This window comes from Brevibacillus choshinensis (assembly GCF_001420695.1).
Lineage (GTDB): Bacteria > Bacillota > Bacilli > Brevibacillales > Brevibacillaceae > Brevibacillus > Brevibacillus choshinensis.
The window spans coordinates 1,052,845-1,068,871 of record NZ_LJJB01000007.1 but is presented as its reverse complement, the minus strand read 5'-3'; the positions used below and the strand labels follow the sequence as shown (position 1 = coordinate 1,068,871).

Below are 16,027 nucleotides of genomic sequence, written 5' to 3'. Positions count from 1 at the left end.
TTTCATTGATTTCTTTGCCTTACCGAACCGGCAATGTAATATGTACAGTCGTTCCCTTATCTCGCTCACTTTCAATGGAAAAGCTTCCCCCGTGGTCTTCCAATATACGATAACTGACCATCAAGCCGAGCCCTGTTCCATTTTCTTTAGTTGTGTAGAAGGGTTCGCCCAAGCGAGGCAAACGGTTAGGCTCGATCCCACAGCCTGTATCGCGAATGCTGATCTGAATGCGGGAGTCCATCAACGTTTTTCCCTCTACGAAGACTTCTCCTCCTTCTGGCAAAGCCTCGATCGCATTCTTGCAAATATTAATGAAGACCTGCTTCAATTGATTTTCATCACACGATATCATGGGAAGCTGCGAGTCCATGTTCACATGGAAGATGACATTGTTCATGTTCGCCTGACTCTCAAGTAAAGAGACCACATTTTGAACGATCTGCCCCGGATTTTTTTTCAAAAATTTCATTCCCTGCGGTTTAGCCAGCACAAGGAGCTCTGTAACGATAAAATTGATCCGATCCAATTCGGAGAGCATGATCTCACAATAGCGCTGATCTGCCATCGATGCTTGGAGCAGCTGAACAAATCCTCGCAAGGAAGTAAGCGGATTGCGGATCTCATGTGCGATACCTGCCGCAAGCTGGCCAATCGCGGACAGCTTGTCTGACTGACGAAGCAATTCTTTTGTTTCCATAATCTCAGACACATCGCGAGAGACGATCATGACGCTATCGACATGGCCTTCCTCATCTCTGATCGGTTTGTAGCGCGACTCTACACTGACCCAATGACCATCGCGGTGTCGGAGTCGATACACTACCGTCGTCTCGTTTTCGTCTGTCCAATCTCTGCCAAACAAGCTGGTGACCAACTCCATGTCATCTGGATGAATCAAGCTCGCCTGTTCAAGACCGCTCATTCCCAAAAATTCATGAATGGGATAACCAAGTTGCTTGGTATGTGAAGCAGAGACGTATAGTACTGGGCCATCTTTTTTATACACGAATATCATGTCACTCATGTTTTCCGTGATTAAACGATAATTCGCATGGGTCGCCTTTAACTCTTTTTCGATCATTCTGTGCTCCGTCATATCACGGGAACAGCTAATAATGCGAACAACCTGACCTTCAGCATTTAAGACAGGTGTCAAAGACAAGGTAATAGGGACTGTCGATCCATCGTGATGAATACGTCTCGTCTCGCATCCATGGAATGATCTGCCGTTCACCACTTGCGCAAAGGTGTTACAAATCTCTTCTTTCTCCTCGTCTGGGATATGTGGCAGAGTCTTGCCCATTAGCATCTCTTCTGTGTAGCCAAACAGCTTGACTGCTGCCTGATTCATCCGCTCGACTTTCCCTTTTGTGTCTGTAATCGTCACTGCATCCGAGGATTGTTGTAGCAGAGCGTCCAGCAGTTCTTTCGTCTCTAGTAATTCTGCAGCGATCTGCTTCTTTTCAAGGGATGCTCGTCGTCTCCAATAAAACAAACAGATGATTGACAAAGCGAAGGGTATCCAGCCTGTCAGAAATAGAGTGAGGATGGAAAGTGCCTGATTACCGATGGGATTCATTACAACCTCCACAAATCTTTGGTGTTCGCACATTCATACAGGTAAGTGAAGTCTTGCATGGATGGATCGTATATTTCAAATTTTCAATCATTCTTAATCGATAAAGGTTTGAAACATTTTTTAGGATTCCTAAAAATTATACGACTTTTCCTAAATTGTGACCATTCCTAGTTATTCGACACAATCCGACAACAATTCCTCTTTTGCTCTAAAGAAAAAAGCGATCCTGTAGCCAGGAACGCTCTCTCCACTCTATTGCACTACTTCTGTTGGTTGCTTACCACTCGGTTTGTTTGCTGTGTTAGGCGAATAGGCCGGAGACGCTGGATCCGAGATCTGTGTTACGGCAGAGTAAACGACTTCAACAGCTTCCAGCAACCGCTCCTTGCTGATCTTTTCGATCGTATCTTCTGGCTGGTCCCTCCACGTATCAGCCGGAGCTCTCGTCAAAAGTCCAGCAGGGATCCCCGCGGCAGCGAGCGGACTATGATCTGCGCTCGCATCTACGCGATCATTCCAAACGGTGGAAAAGACTGCACCACTGGCTTCTGCCAGGCTCACCGGCAAGTTTTTTGTACCTGACTCACTCGTTACCGTGAGGGCTCCCGCATCTTGACTACCCACCGCATCCAAACAGAATGCCGCAATCATATTCTTTCGATCTGCATCCGAGAGTTCTTCCACAAACGCAGCCGGTCCTTTTTCCCCGGACGACGTAGCTCCAAAGCTAACTAGTCTGATCTCGGTATCGCTTTTTTTGTCTGAGAGCATTCTCGCAACCTCTAGTAAAACTGCTACCCCGGAAGCTCCGTTATTTGCGCCGGCTGATTTGGCTGCGGTGTCGTGATGAGCTGTTACCAAAACGATCTGACCTGTGCTGGGTGAATCCGTTTTTTTTGTTGCGATGATATTGTAGGAGGTTTGTCGAGTCGTCAAGCCTCCGTCCACTTTGATCGTTGCCTTCACTACCCCTTTTTTGACTTGTTCATGCAGTCGATCCCCTTGCTCCTTGGAAAGCGAGATGACCGGAACAGACATATCTAGAGGCTCGCCTAGGGTCGCTTTGCTCGTATCGTCTCGATCGTTCCATACAATGACTGCCACTGCGCCCGCAGCTGTTGCTTGCCGTACTTTTTCAGCAAATGTCGTAGAACCTCTCTTGACCAATGCGATTTTCCCCCGAGCTTTCCCGTCTTGAAAATCTGCCGCTGTACCGAGCCCACTCTCCACAATTTCCCCTGTTCCTATTCCATTCGGTCCGTATGTAAAGCCGCGCACGTTCCACGCTGATCCCCTCCAGCCTTCGACAGAGAGGGCGAGCGTAGATGGTTGACGATAGGTGTAATAGTAAAACGGTTGCAATGCTGTCTGGTAGCCGTATGCGCGTAGCTGGTTTTCCACATAGACTGCAGCGGCAAACTCGGTCTCAGTAGCAGGAGGTCGCGGTGTGCGTGCCAATTTCTCAACGTGTTGGTATAACGTATCTTGATCGATCCATTCCTGCGTCGTCTGGGCATTTGCCTCCGCAAAGAAGGGCAACGGCAGTAGCAACATCCCACATGCTAGTAATGCAGGTAGCGAGTAATGACGTAACAGTCGCATGGGCTTTCCCTCCTTACGTCCTCTTTGCCTTATTATTATGGGCCTCGCTAGCGAACAGCGTCTAGTCAGAATAGTTAGTCAAATACTTTCATCCCACGCCAGCGGACGACAGCTTTAGTTGTCCTTCTGCCCCATCTCCCTTTTGTCTTCTGTCGAAACAGAAATACCGTCGATTGGTGGGTTTTTGGGAAATCTATTTCAGGATTCGATTTCTTTATAGAAGCAGCCAGGATCTGTTAAATAATTGATAGCCTTTTTGCTACTTTCAAATTGACCCTTTTCTGACGATTTGCTAAGGTTGATTCAGAAACCGTTGGAACTAGCGGATATTTCAGACAATGGTACGGAAGTAGGGCAATTGCAGATTGTTCGAGCAAACGATACCTGTCATCATTATTCTTGGAATGAATGAAGGAGGACTCACCATGCTGTATGTTGGTGGAAAATGGGTAGAAGAAGGGGAAGCTGCCGTACATCCTGAAGATCGCGGATACAACTTTGGTGACGGGATCTATGAGGTCGTACGCATTTACAAAGGCAAGATGTATCAATGGGATGCCCATCTCACCCGCTTGTACAGAAGTGCCCGCGAAATCAAAATGGAACTGCCGTGGAGCGCTGAGGAGCTGAGCACTTTGGCACACCAATTGATGGAGAAAAACAACATCACTGAGAACGATGACGCGACTCTTTATCTGCAAGTTTCACGCGGTGTCTCTCCTCGCGTTCACGATATCCCAGCTGAGAGCAAGCCTGTCATCATGGGCTTTGCACGACACAAAGCTCGCCCCTTAGCTGACATGAAAAAGGGGCAATCCGCTCAACTAATCGAAGACATCCGCTGGCTTCGTTGCGACATCAAAACGCTCAACCTGCTTGGAGCGGTACTGGTGAAACAGTATGCAAAAGACAAAGGTGCACAGGATTCGATTCTGCACCGCGACGGTATTGTTACAGAGTGTAGTTCTGCCAACCTTTTCGCAGTGAAAAACGGTGCGCTCTACACACACCCGGCTGATCATTTGATCCTGAACGGCATTACGCGTAAGGTCGTCATCGATCTGGCCAAAGAAAATGGGATCACGGTAAACGAGGAAGCTTTTACGACTGACTTCCTGAAGCAAGCGGATGAAGTGTTCTTGACTAGTACAACCGCAGAGATCATGCCTCTGGTTTCCGTCGATGGTCAACCTGTCGGAGAGGGAACAGTCGGACCTGTTTCATTAAAACTGCAAGAGCTGTTTGAACAACATATCAACGCCAGTGTACTCGTATAACCATAAATCAAAAGCTCCCATGGTCACTACTAATGACCTCGGGAGCTTTTCTATATAATTGCTATTTCATGTTCTAGCGCCGCAAATTCCATTCTTCTGTGGAATATCGCGTGCGGACAAGTTCTTCTGCCAACGTCCGTTCTTCCTCCGTGAGTTCAGAAGGAACCAACTCGACTTCCAGACCGGATGCGAAGCCTCGCCCAAATGCATCGATCGCTTCCTGCAGACCGATTGGACGAGAACTGACTTCATTAATCGTAACTGCTTTTTGGCGGAAGCTATCGATCATCCGTTGTTTGACACGCTCGGACGGGAAATTCAATAGGGAGAACAACATCTCCACATCCATGTCCAGCAGGATGGAGCCGTGTTGGAGAATTACGCCCTTTTGTCTAGTTTGTGCACTACCAGCTACCTTTTTCCCTTCGACAACCAGCTCATACCATGACGGCGAATCAAAGCAAGCAGACGACCCAGGAGAGCTGTACTTTTCCTTCTCCTCTTCACTCGCCAAAGACACCATTTCTGCCTTCAGTCCCAGGTTTTGAAAACCGTGTAGTAGCCCCAGACTAATGGTCTTGTATGCCTCTGTCACGCTGGATGGCATATTAGGGTGCTCTTCTGACACGATGACGCTATAGGTGAGTTCTTTGTCGTGAAGAACGGCGCGCCCACCTGTTGCTCGGCGGACAAAACCTAAGCCGCTTTCTCTCAACGCATCCATATTGATTTCCTTAATCGCCTTTTGAAAATATCCGATTGACAGTGTGGCCGGATTCCAAGTGTAAAAACGGACAGTCGGCGGTACCTTGCCTTCGCTGTGCAATTGCAAGATAGCCTCATCCACTGCCATATTCATCGCGGGAGACATTGCTTCCGTCACAATATAACGCCACTGTTCCATCCTATGTACCTCCTCTTTCACAACGCATTCATTGTAGCCTTCCCGTGCGAGGATCGGCAAGACCCGGATGGGTTAATTGTTCAGCTCGCCGTATTCTTGAGGAGGGATATGACCTGAGTCAGCGCATCTGCCTGTGTATCCTCTTTCATACAACGCAACAGATCGGATCGATTTTCTCGTAGTTTTTTCAGAGCTTGCAAAAATGTCGTATCCGATAAATCCTCCTCCAATAGCACCTCGCAAAAGCCTCTCTTTTCAAAGGAACGTGCATTCAATATCTGATCACCACGACTCGCTGTTTTAGATAACGGAATCAGCAGCATGGGTTTGCGTAGTGCGAGGCATTCAAAGATCGCATTGGAGCCAGCACGAGACACGACCAGGTCCGCCATCGCCAGCAAATCGGGCATTTCGTCTGTGACATACTCATACTGCCGATAACCGGCTTGCTGAAGTGATTCGTCCCGTTGACCTTTCCCGCAGATGTGAACGACCTGATAATCAGTGAGCAAAGCCTGCAGCTGGCTTCGTACCACTTCATTGATCCGACGAGCTCCCAGACTGCCACCCATGACGAGCAGAACGGGCTTTCGTGGCGTAAATCCGCACTGGGAGATTCCACTCTCCCGCGATCCATTCAGCAGCTCAGAACGGATCACAGCCCCTACATAGACGCCTTTTGATGCCGGTAGACGATGGACGGTTTCCGGAAAGGTGACACAAACTTTACTGGCAAATGGAACTGATAAGCGATTGGCCAATCCCGGAGTCAGGTCGGATTCATGTATCACGACTGGCAGACGATTCATCCAGCCTCCCAGTACGACTGGAACGGAGACAAACCCGCCCTTGGAAAAAATGATATCCGGTTTCCATGCGCGTAAAAAGCGAAAAGCCTCCCAGATTCCTTTCGTGACGCGGAACGGGTCCGTGACGTTTTTCCAGTCGAAATAACGGCGAAGCTTGCCAGATGAGATTCCTACATATCGAACGCTAGCCAGTACCCCGACCAGCTCCTTTTCAATTCCGTTCGTCGAGCCGATATAGGCGACTTCCCAACCTGCCTCCAGAAAATGAGGAATCAAGGCGAGATTAACCGTCACATGTCCTGCCGATCCACCGCCAGTAAAGACAATTCGCTTTTTCATCCCGACACCCCCTGCTTCCCTCCATCATATCATCAACGGGAAAGAAAAACCGCCCTTGAGATCAGGCGGTTCTTCGATCGTTATACGATTAGGCTTGCGGCTGGTAACGTAGGATTGGTTTGCGTGCAGCAGTCGCCTCGTCCAGGCGTTTTACCACAGTAGTATGCGGTGCTTCCTGTACGATTTCCGGAGTCTCTTCACACTCGCGGGCAATTTGCAGCATCGCCTCGATGAATTCATCGAGCGTCTCTTTTGTCTCTGTTTCGGTCGGCTCGATCATCAAGCACTCATCTACAATCAGCGGGAAGTAGATGGTCGGCGGATGGTAGCCGAAGTCCAACAGACGTTTCGCGATATCGAGTGTACGAACACCCTGTTTCTTTTGCAAAACGCCGGACAGAACGAATTCATGCTTGCACACTTGATCAAATGGCAGATGGTATGCCGTTGCCAGGCGACGCATCATGTAGTTGGCGTTCAACACAGCATTTTGCGATACCTGCAGCAAACCTTTTGGACCCATCGTACGAATGTAGCTATAAGCGCGCACGAGAATACCAAAGTTTCCGTTGTAGCCTTTTACACGACCGATCGATTGTGGGCGATTGCTATCCCAGTAGAACGTACCGTCTTCTTTTTTCGCAACGATAGGGGTTGGAAGGAATGGCTCAAGTACTTTCTTGACCCCAACCGGACCTGCACCTGGTCCACCGCCGCCATGAGGACCTGTAAACGTTTTGTGCAAGTTCAGATGCACGACGTCAAAGCCCATGTCGCCCGGACGAGCGATACCCAAGATTGCGTTGGCATTGGCTCCATCATAATACAGAAGTCCGCCTGCTTCGTGGACAATCTGCGCCATTTCTACGATATCTTCTTCAAACAGACCGAGTGTGTTTGGATTGGTCAGCATCAGAGCTGCTGTATCCGAACCAACTGCTTCACGTAATGCCTGAATGTCTACCAAGCCACGGTCATTGGACGGGATGGTAACCGTGTCGAGACCAGCTACAGCTGCGGACGCCGGGTTGGTACCATGCGCAGAGTTTGGCACGATGACTTTCGTACGATGACCTTCGCCGCGACTCTCGTGGTATGCACGAATCATCATCAGACCGGTCCATTCACCTGCTGCACCTGCTGCAGGCTGCAGCGTGACCTGATCCATACCCGTGATTTCTGCCAGTTCTTCTTGCAGATTGTAGAGCAGCTCCAAACCACCTTGTACGGTTTCTTCCGGCTGGTACGGGTGTGTTTGGGCAAAACCAGCGTAACGAGCGATATCTTCGTTGATTTTTGGATTGTATTTCATGGTGCAAGAGCCGAGCGGATAGAACCCATTGTCTACGCCGTGATTACGACGGGATAGCTCGGTGTAGTGACGTACCAGTTGAAGCTCGGATACTTCCGGCAACTCGGCTGGCGTCTCGCGAATGAGGTGCTTCGGCAGCAGGCTGGCTACTTCTACCTCAGGTACATCCAATGCCGGCAGATTGTAGCCCACACGGCCTGGTTTACTCATTTCAAAAATCAATGCTTTCTCCTGGTCTTTATGCACGAGTGATCGCCTCCAATTCCTGCGCCAGTTGGTCAATTTCTTCTTTCGTTCTCAGTTCAGTCACGGCCAGGAGCATATGTCCTGCAAACTCTGGATAATCCAGACCCAGGTCATAACCACCGATGATTCCTGCGCCCAGCAGCTTTTTGTTTACGTCGGCTACCGGTTGGGACAGCTTCACAGCAAATTCGTTAAAGAATGGTGAGGTGAACACTACTTCCAGCCCTTTTGCTTGCAGCACTTGTTTTGCGTAGTGTGCTTTTTGCAGGTTCATCATCGCCATTTCCTGTACGCCTTGCTTGCCCAGTGCGGTCATGGTAATCGCTGCGGCCAGCGCGAGCAGAGCTTGGTTGGAGCAAATATTTGAAGTCGCTTTTTCACGACGAATGTGCTGTTCACGAGCTTGCAGCGTCAAAACGAAGCCGCGCTTGCCATTCTCGTCCTTTGTCTGACCGACGATCCGACCTGGCATTTTGCGCATCAGCTTGGTTGTTGTAGCGAAATAACCGCAGTGTGGTCCGCCAAACGAAGCAGGAATCCCGAATGGCTGCATGTCACCTACCACGATGTCAGCACCTAGCTTGCCTGGTGCTTCCAGTACGCCTAGTGCGAGCGGATTGGAGGATGTGATCAAAAGAGCTCCATTTCCGTGTGCGATAGATTCAACAACCGACAAGTCCTCTACGTTACCAAAGAAGTTCGGGTATTGTACGATAACGGCCGCTGTGTTGTCATTGATCAAAGCTTCGAGCGCTTGTGTATCGGTGACACCCTCACTGTTGATGCCTACTTCGACCAATTCCACGTTTTGTCCGTATGCATATGTTTTCAACACGCCACGTGCTTCTGGATGCACAGCACGGGAGACGATCACGCGCTTTTTCCCTGTGTGTCCTGCTGCCATCATCGCTGCTTCTGCCAAGGAAGTCGCGCCATCGTACATAGAAGAGTTGGCTACTTCCATCCCAGTCAGCTCGCATACCATTGTTTGGAATTCAAAAATGGCTTGCAGCTCGCCTTGGCTGATTTCTGGCTGGTAAGGTGTGTAAGCCGTAAAAAACTCACCACGCAACAGCATGTGGTTGACTGTACTCGGCGTGTAATGCTGATAAACACCAGCACCCAAGAAGTTTACATGTGTGCTGAAATTAACGTTTTTATTAGCCAAGCCGGTAAAGTATTTAACCAGTTCTGGCTCAGAGAGAGCCTCTGGAATTTGGATAGCACCTTTGAAGCGTACTTCTTCTGGGATATCGGCAAACAGTTCTTCGACACTGGAAATGCCGAGAGTAGCCAGCATTTCGCGCTTGTCCTGATCGGTTTGGGGCAGGTAGCGGTATTTCACGAAGGTAGTCCTCCTTTAGTAGGTTGGATGAGTCTTGCCATCAATTTTTTGGACGTTTATAGAAAGGAGCGGCAACCACTTCTGCTTTGAGTCGTTTTCCGCGAATTTCAACTTCGAGTGTGGTTCCCAGCGCGGCATGCTCACTCTTGATCAGCGCGAGACCAACGTTTTTTTTCAAGGTAGGAGACTGGGTCCCTGTCGTGACTTCTCCGATCAGCTCTTCGCCCACATATACCGGGTAGTGCGTGCGAGGAATACCTCGATCGATCATTTCAATTCCGACCAGCTTGCGAGGTGCACCGTTTTCTTTTTGTGCCTTGAGCACTTCTTGACCAATAAACGGCACTTCCTTGTCAACTTTTACGGCAAAGCCAATGCCCGCTTCGATCGGCGTAATCGTCTGACTCAGCTCTTGGCCATAGAGTGGGAGCTTGGATTCAAAGCGCAGAGTATCACGCGCACCCAAACCACACGGCACCAAGCCTTCTTCTGCACCTGCTGCAAGCAAGGTATCCCAGAGCTTTGCCGCCTGGTCTGCAGCCAGGTAAATTTCAAAGCCGTCTTCACCAGTGTAGCCAGTACGGGAGACTAGTGCAGGAACTCCATCTACCAGAACATCGGATTGAAAGCGGAAAACGCCAATTTGAGACAAGTCAGTAGTCGTCACTTTTTGCAAAATACGTTCTGCGACCGGACCTTGAATCGCGAGCTGAGCCGTCTGCGGCGAGATATTTTCGATTGTGACGCCTTCCATCAGGTGCTCTTGCAGCCAAGCGTAGTCCTTGTCAATATTGCCTGCATTAATGACCAGCAAGTAGTGGTCATCAGCGTATTTATACACCAACAGATCGTCGACGGTGCCGCCATCCGGATAGCAGAGGACACTGTATTGTGCCTGACCGACAGCCAGTTTGGACACGTCATTGGTCGTGACGCGCTGGAGATAAGCGAGTGCATTTTCTCCTTTTACATCCACTTCTCCCATGTGGGAAACGTCAAACAGTCCAGCTTTGGTCCGTACTGCTTCATGCTCTTGACCGATACCAGAAAACTGAACGGGCAGTTCCCAGCCACCGAAGTCAATGGTTTTCCCACCGTACTTCGCATAAGAATCAAACAGCGGTGTTCTTTTCAATGTGGACATAAGGCACCTCCTGAAAGCCAACCTGGTTGGCGTTTTTCCCCAAGTGAAACGTATTTGGCTTATCGCCATTCCAACAGCCACAGACTCACGAAAGCACAAAAAAGAGGCCGAAAAATGGGTACACCAAGTAATGGTGCCCATTTCTCCTCCTCTGTCCTTGGTACCTGAGAGTTACCTTGCGCATCAAGTGAGGCGGGGATCACCTCACTCACAAGTTTCCCCTTTGGTGGCTCATTCGGAGCTCTCTCCAGAGTTGCGTCCAGTAGAGGTACTTTTGCCTGAGAGATTCACCGTCACCGGTTTGCTCCTTCGGCGCTGCCGTGTCAGGCAGTCTCTCCCTGCTACTATCATTCGCGTTGGATACGTGGTCATACATAAGTTTTTGATATGATTCCATACTAACAAGTGAACTTCCTCTATATCCTACCATGAGAGTACGAACTTGAAAATATGCAAATTCACAGTCATCTCAAGAAATACTTAACAAAATGATCAACAGTAACAAAAATGTTAAGATTTATTGGTTTCGTCATGAAAGATATGGCACAGACACACGAAGGAGTTACACATATGCCGAATATTCCTGTTACCTTTGACACCAGCTGGCTTGATCCGCTGACGGAACGTATGCAAGAAGACGGACCGTGGGACAAATGGGAACTGTTCAAACTTGCACTCGAAGCTGAGGAAGCCATGGCCGTTCGAGAATTTGATCAACTGCAGTCTTTAAAGTACCTGCCTCTCTTGTCTCCATTCCCTCATCAGCTGCAAACGGCTGAACGCGTCTTGCTCGATATGCGTGGCCGCGCGATCCTCGCCGATGAAGTAGGTTTGGGGAAAACGATAGAAGCTGGACTGATCATGAAAGAATACATGGTTCGTGGACTGGCAAAAAAGATACTTGTACTCGTCCCTGCTTCTCTCGTCATCCAATGGACGAAGGAATTGCATCAAAAATTCGGGATCACGGCTGTCGCTCAGAAAAAAGAGTACATGTGGCGCCAGCACGATGTGGTAGTCGCCTCTATAGATACAGCCAAACGCGACCCGCATCGGCGGCACGTTCTCGACATTGATTACGATATGCTCATCATCGATGAAGCACATAAGCTCAAAAACAAGCGGACTCGCAACTACCAATTCGTCAAAGAAATCCGCAAGAAATACTGTCTGCTGCTGACGGCCACACCGATTCAGAATGAAATGGACGAGCTGTATAACCTGATCAATCTCTTAAAACCAGGCCATCTGGGACATACCGCTACCTTTTCTTCAAATTATGTGGAAGGCAAGCGGCAGTCCAAAAACAGCGAGAAGCTGCGAGAAGAAGTCGAGAAGGTCATGATCCGCAACAAGCGAAGCGATGGTGGTATTCAATTCACTAGTCGACGTGTCCAATCCGTACCGATCGAGCTTTCCACTGAAGAAATGGCTCTCTACGACGGCGTCACACGCTTTGTACGGGAACAGTATCATACAGGAATCTCAGGTGCAGGCGGTTTTAATTCCCTTTCTCTCATCACCCTGCAGCGAGAGGTTTGTTCGAGTAAAGAAGCCGCCTTTATGACCCTTTACAATATGCATCAACGCATGGCAGAGAACTCCCCCATGAGGGAACAGATCGTAGAACTTGTGGAGATGATTAAGCGGATCGAGAATCACTCCAAAGCCGCCAAAACCGTGGAATTGATTCAAAATATCAATGACAAGGTAATCATCTTTACGGAATACCGCGCTACCCAAAACTATTTGCAAAAGTACTTGCACGATCACGGCATCACTTCCGTACCTTTTCGCGGCGGGTTTAAACGCAGTAAAAAAGACTGGATGACGGACCTGTTCCAAAATCGCGCCCAAGTGCTGATTGCTACAGAAGCCGGCGGTGAAGGGATCAACTTGCAATTTTGCAATCAGGTGATCAACTACGACATGCCATGGAATCCTATGCGTGTCGAGCAGCGAATCGGGCGTGTCCATCGCCTCGGTCAGAAACGGGACGTCTATATCCACAACCTTTCTACCGTGGGAACAATCGAGGAACACATCTTGAACCTGCTCTACGAAAAAATCGATCTGTTTGAAATGGTGATCGGGGAATTGGACGACATCGTCGAGCGACTCAATCTCAATCACTCTCTCGAAGAAAATCTCATCCAGATCATCATGGACTCACGATCCTCCAAGGAAATGGCTCTCAAGCTAGACAACATGGGACATGCCATCCGAGCCATTCGCCAGTCGCAGCCTCGGACTGATTCTACGTTATCCGAAGCCGCAGACCAATAAACACGAAAAGAGGTTCTCCTATGCAGCAGGAACAGGTCCGGCAATTTGTGGAGCGCTATCTCGCCTCCTTTTCTGCCCATATCGTCGAATCCCATCCCGACTACTTGACCGTCAAGCTTCCCGTCGACGTCGACAAGGACATCGGCAATCGTCCGTTTTATTGGAGCTGGGTAGAAAAAATGAATATCGCGTATCAGCCGTTGGTGCTGACGTTTGCCTTTCATCCTGATCGGATCCCGGACGGACTGCGTGCAGAATATGTCCACTTGGGAGCAGCACGGATGCAACAAATCTTTGAATCCACCAAAAAGCATGGTCGCTTTCTCTGTATGTACGAACAAAAAACAGGAGTGCCAAGCGCATCAAGACGATCTACCCCACTCGTTCCTTGGCTTGGGCTCAATCTGAAAGTATCGCTCCTCTGTGACAAGAAGCGAGACATTCTACTCTACTTGGGGATCAACTTGCACAACCCGCGAGTTGTCCACGACTTCACTTCTTTTTTATTTCGACTGCCGCTCAGCCCTACCATCCCAGACTACTTCTACACAACAGACCGGCGTATTACGGTTCCACAGGCGCTGGCCATGGCCGAGCAGGAAGTGACCAACGTGTTGAAGCTGGAGGATCAGACGTGGGCAGAAGAGGCTCGGAGTCGCTTGCAGGAAGAACTCGATATCCTTGCTGCCTACTATGAAGAGCTCGCTCGCCGCGAACCAGAATCGGCTGAAAAAGACACAGAGGACGGAGCTAAGGAAGAAGAAAGCATCGAGGATGATCCCTTGGGGGAACAATCTACAACCGTATTAGATCCAGCCGTTCAGCCAACAGCCTCAGCCGATGCTGTCGAACAGCCGCAGTCGTTTGACGAATATCGGGCGACAGGTGGAAGAATCCTCGACTTTTTACGTGCCAATGGGATTCAAGTGACACCAAAGGAAGAGATCAATCAGAAGGAATGGCGAAAAAGCACACCAGACGAGGAACGCCAACGTCGTATGGACGAACTGATATGGCAGCACGAACCGCGGATTGACGTGCAGTTTATTAATGGAGGGCTGTTTTACTTGTCGTCTATTCCTCCGCTCGTATCGACTTCTCAGCAAAAAAATACATCCAAATCCCCCGTATCTGGACGAATTCTGTAAAAGAACTGCGAGAAAAGGTGCGAGGGAAAAGACAAGTTGCAACAAATCTTTTTGGCATACCTGGTTACAATAGGATCAGGAAAGCCTCTGCAAAAGGTGGTGCATGCATGTGACCAGACGCTTCGTTCCGTTCTTTTCCATACTCCTCTCCCTTCTGATCTTTTTGAGTCCTGCATATGCAGAAGAAGAGAAGAACTGGACCAAACAATTTCAGACGCAAATCCATTCGTGGATTGACACGCTCGCGCTCCGTGACGCCGAGTTCAAGCAATGGCAGAACGCAAAAACGGATGTACAGACACTGGGAGCCAATCAGCATCAATGGCTCGTCAGTATTACCCAATCTGGAAAGCAAGTCGGTTATTTGGTAGTCGGCGAATTGCCTTCTCCCAAAGGGGCAGAGAAATTCGTCCTACTAGAGTACGGAGTCGGTGAGTACATTCTGTTCGATGATGCTTTCGCTCCGCGAGAAATCGCTGCCGAGCCGGTCTACGACGGTTTCGCTTCTCATTGGTTACTCACTCAAAACCCTGCCTCGCAAATGGTCAATGCCAAAACAGGGGAGTCATACCCCGCCGATTTTACTGCCAATGATCCCGTCATGAACACTCTTTCAGCCGATGAGCTGGTCCATGATGGGGAAAGGCTCACTCAGACTCGGGTCATTAAACAAAATGAGGGTAGCCCCTTTGATCAAATCAGTTGGGTTCACGACTTGTACGATGCAACTGATGTGACATGGTCACAGCTTTGGCAACAAAAAGGGTCGGACCCGATCACCCTGACAGTCCCGATGCATCACTCACAAGTACTGGCACCTTTTGTCGTCGGCTCTCTGCATCTGTGGAATGATCAGTACGCCTACGTCGGAGTCTGGGATGAAGGGTTGCGTTTCGTCCCCTACTCGTATGCTCATAAGGTTGGACATTTTCACGTAAACGAAACAAGCTCTCCTTCCGAATAATCGGTGGAGAGCTTGTCTGTTTTTTGGTGAGGATCTCCTATCGGTGATCCGTCGGGGACAACCGAACGTGTACCTCATGGAAAACTTCGTTCGCTGTCATCCCTTCCGCATTGATAATAGGGGCACCTGTAATGGTCTTGTTTTGATCGCCCAGTACATTGATATCCTGCCCCGTGATCACAATTGCGTCCACCACTTGCTGCCAGTTCCCTAAATCGACGACATCATACCCGTTATCCCGTAGCATCTTGCTGATTTGTGATAGAGATTGTTCTACTGCGACTCTCGCCATATGCACCCTCCGTCCACATTCCAGGTATAAGGTTATTTACGCCATAACAGCCGAATTGACATGGGAATCGCCCCAAACCAGCGTGACGACCAAGACTCTCGAGGCATCTTTCGCTGACGCCGTTCATCTTTCGGGGTCTCCATGTACTGGACAAACAATCTGGTCAGATACTTTAAATACTCCTGAAAAGACATCGCACGTGCCTCCTTCATACTTGCGGATTCACGCCGTCTTCCCTGCGGCGGAGCGCTTCCTCCCTAGTGTTCCCCGAATTCCTCGGTCTCAGTCAGGTGGTTCGTGATTTCCGCCACGATTGCTTCTAGGCTTTTTCCTGTCGTATCAATCTGAATGGGAGCAAAATCGTACGCGCCCGCACGTTGTTGCAGCAGTGTGCGTACGCGTTCTGCCACTCCTCCAGCCAGCAAGGGACGTCCGGTGTCGTTTTCCAGTCGCTTGATCAATTCCTCTTCGGAAGTGGACAGAGCCACTACGATCCCTTTTTGCAGCATACTTTCTACATTTTGCTGGCGTAAAACAACGCCGCCACCGGTCGTAAGAATCTGAGAGCCTTCATCGAGCAATTCGTCCAGGTATTTGCTCTCCACATCGCGAAAGTACGCTTCTCCGCGCTCTGCGAACAAAGTAGGAATGCTGCATCCTTCCTTGGCGACAATGACCTCGTCCAGATCTTTTTGCACTATGCCCAATGCTTCGGACAGTGCCGCTCCCACCGTTGTCTTGCCCGTCCCCATAAAACCAACTAACACCACGTTTTTCATG

At 49.4% G+C, this 16,027-nt stretch carries 14 protein-coding genes and 2 riboswitches; of the genes, 4 read left to right on the top strand and 10 right to left on the bottom strand.

The window, feature by feature from the left end; all coding sequences use genetic code 11:
• Positions 1–19: 19 nt before the first annotated feature.
• On the bottom strand, positions 20–1,579 hold the full coding sequence (locus tag AN963_RS05095) for a PAS domain-containing sensor histidine kinase (RefSeq protein WP_055743448.1): 1,560 nt from the start codon (positions 1,577–1,579) through the stop codon (positions 20–22).
• Between the two features lie 252 nt (positions 1,580–1,831).
• Complete coding sequence (locus tag AN963_RS05090; RefSeq protein ID WP_055743447.1) at positions 1,832–3,181, bottom strand: M28 family peptidase; 1,350 nt, start codon at positions 3,179–3,181, stop codon at positions 1,832–1,834.
• 425 nt (positions 3,182–3,606) lie between these two features.
• On the opposite strand from AN963_RS05090, the gene dat reads away from it, so the two are divergent.
• The gene (gene dat / locus AN963_RS05085; RefSeq protein ID WP_055743446.1) at positions 3,607–4,458 is read left to right on the top strand and encodes a D-amino-acid transaminase; all 852 of its coding nucleotides are present in this window, start codon (positions 3,607–3,609) and stop codon (positions 4,456–4,458) included.
• A gap of 73 nt (positions 4,459–4,531) precedes the next feature.
• Here dat and AN963_RS05080 read toward each other — a convergent pair whose 3' ends face one another.
• The 5 genes from AN963_RS05080 to gcvT all read right to left on the bottom strand — a co-directional run bounded on the left by AN963_RS05080 (position 4,532) and on the right by gcvT (position 10,557).
• Positions 4,532–5,362: a lipoate--protein ligase family protein gene (locus tag AN963_RS05080; RefSeq protein WP_055743445.1), complete on the bottom strand. Its 831-nt coding sequence runs from the start codon at positions 5,360–5,362 to the stop codon at positions 4,532–4,534.
• 80 nt (positions 5,363–5,442) lie between these two features.
• Positions 5,443–6,510: an undecaprenyldiphospho-muramoylpentapeptide beta-N-acetylglucosaminyltransferase gene (locus AN963_RS05075; protein ID WP_055743444.1), complete on the bottom strand. Its 1,068-nt coding sequence runs from the start codon at positions 6,508–6,510 to the stop codon at positions 5,443–5,445.
• Between the two features lie 88 nt (positions 6,511–6,598).
• Positions 6,599–8,068 carry an aminomethyl-transferring glycine dehydrogenase subunit GcvPB gene (gene gcvPB / locus AN963_RS05070; protein ID WP_083496789.1) on the bottom strand — a complete coding sequence of 490 codons (1,470 nt, stop codon included), beginning with the start codon at positions 8,066–8,068 and terminating at the stop codon, positions 6,599–6,601.
• Positions 8,061–9,413: an aminomethyl-transferring glycine dehydrogenase subunit GcvPA gene (gene gcvPA, locus AN963_RS05065; protein ID WP_055743443.1), complete on the bottom strand. Its 1,353-nt coding sequence runs from the start codon at positions 9,411–9,413 to the stop codon at positions 8,061–8,063. Before gcvPA ends, gcvPB begins: the two co-directional genes overlap by 8 nt.
• A gap of 40 nt (positions 9,414–9,453) precedes the next feature.
• A complete protein-coding gene (gcvT, locus tag AN963_RS05060; RefSeq protein ID WP_055743442.1) occupies positions 9,454–10,557 on the bottom strand; it encodes a glycine cleavage system aminomethyltransferase GcvT in 1,104 nt (367 codons plus the stop codon).
• Between the two features lie 141 nt (positions 10,558–10,698).
• Positions 10,699–10,813, bottom strand: a riboswitch (glycine riboswitch).
• A riboswitch (glycine riboswitch) is annotated at positions 10,814–10,908 on the bottom strand.
• A gap of 219 nt (positions 10,909–11,127) precedes the next feature.
• Between gcvT and AN963_RS05050 the strand changes: the two genes are divergently transcribed.
• From AN963_RS05050 to AN963_RS05040, 3 genes are all read left to right on the top strand, one after another.
• Entirely contained in the window at positions 11,128–12,843 is a 1,716-nt protein-coding gene (locus tag AN963_RS05050; protein WP_055743440.1) for a DEAD/DEAH box helicase, read from the top strand.
• Between the two features lie 20 nt (positions 12,844–12,863).
• Positions 12,864–13,991, top strand: a complete 1,128-nt coding sequence (locus AN963_RS05045) for a YqhG family protein (protein WP_055743439.1) — start codon at positions 12,864–12,866, stop codon at positions 13,989–13,991.
• A 109-nt stretch (positions 13,992–14,100) separates the two neighbouring features.
• Positions 14,101–14,955, top strand: coding sequence for a hypothetical protein (locus AN963_RS05040; protein WP_055743438.1), 855 nt, complete (start codon positions 14,101–14,103; stop codon positions 14,953–14,955).
• A 37-nt stretch (positions 14,956–14,992) separates the two neighbouring features.
• On the opposite strand, the gene AN963_RS05035 is transcribed toward AN963_RS05040, so the two are convergent.
• The 3 genes from AN963_RS05035 to AN963_RS05030 form a co-directional block, all read right to left on the bottom strand.
• Positions 14,993–15,247: a YkuS family protein gene (locus AN963_RS05035; RefSeq protein WP_055743437.1), complete on the bottom strand. Its 255-nt coding sequence runs from the start codon at positions 15,245–15,247 to the stop codon at positions 14,993–14,995.
• A gap of 32 nt (positions 15,248–15,279) precedes the next feature.
• Entirely contained in the window at positions 15,280–15,441 is a 162-nt protein-coding gene (locus AN963_RS30100) for a YqzE family protein (protein ID WP_083496788.1), read from the bottom strand.
• Positions 15,442–15,504: 63 nt separating this feature from the next.
• Positions 15,505–16,026, bottom strand: coding sequence for a shikimate kinase (locus tag AN963_RS05030; RefSeq protein WP_055743436.1), 522 nt, complete (start codon positions 16,024–16,026; stop codon positions 15,505–15,507).
• Between the last annotated feature and the right edge of the window lies 1 nt (position 16,027).

What these genes read in the sequence shown, in the direction of transcription:
- AN963_RS05050 (WP_055743440.1), top strand. Translation starts at nt 11,128, where the DNA reads ATGCCGAATATTCCTGTTACCTTTGACACCAGCTGGCTTGATCCGCTG.
- gcvT (WP_055743442.1), bottom strand. Translation starts at nt 10,557, where the DNA reads ATGTCCACATTGAAAAGAACACCGCTGTTTGATTCTTATGCGAAGTAC.
- AN963_RS05080 (WP_055743445.1), bottom strand. Translation starts at nt 5,362, where the DNA reads ATGGAACAGTGGCGTTATATTGTGACGGAAGCAATGTCTCCCGCGATG.
- AN963_RS05075 (WP_055743444.1), bottom strand. Translation starts at nt 6,510, where the DNA reads ATGAAAAAGCGAATTGTCTTTACTGGCGGTGGATCGGCAGGACATGTG.
- AN963_RS05035 (WP_055743437.1), bottom strand. Translation starts at nt 15,247, where the DNA reads ATGGCGAGAGTCGCAGTAGAACAATCTCTATCACAAATCAGCAAGATG.
- AN963_RS05045 (WP_055743439.1), top strand. Translation starts at nt 12,864, where the DNA reads ATGCAGCAGGAACAGGTCCGGCAATTTGTGGAGCGCTATCTCGCCTCC.
- dat (WP_055743446.1), top strand. Translation starts at nt 3,607, where the DNA reads ATGCTGTATGTTGGTGGAAAATGGGTAGAAGAAGGGGAAGCTGCCGTA.
- AN963_RS05030 (WP_055743436.1), bottom strand. Translation starts at nt 16,026, where the DNA reads ATGAAAAACGTGGTGTTAGTTGGTTTTATGGGGACGGGCAAGACAACG.
- AN963_RS05095 (WP_055743448.1), bottom strand. Translation starts at nt 1,579, where the DNA reads ATGAATCCCATCGGTAATCAGGCACTTTCCATCCTCACTCTATTTCTG.
- AN963_RS30100 (WP_083496788.1), bottom strand. Translation starts at nt 15,441, where the DNA reads ATGTCTTTTCAGGAGTATTTAAAGTATCTGACCAGATTGTTTGTCCAG.
- AN963_RS05090 (WP_055743447.1), bottom strand. Translation starts at nt 3,181, where the DNA reads ATGCGACTGTTACGTCATTACTCGCTACCTGCATTACTAGCATGTGGG.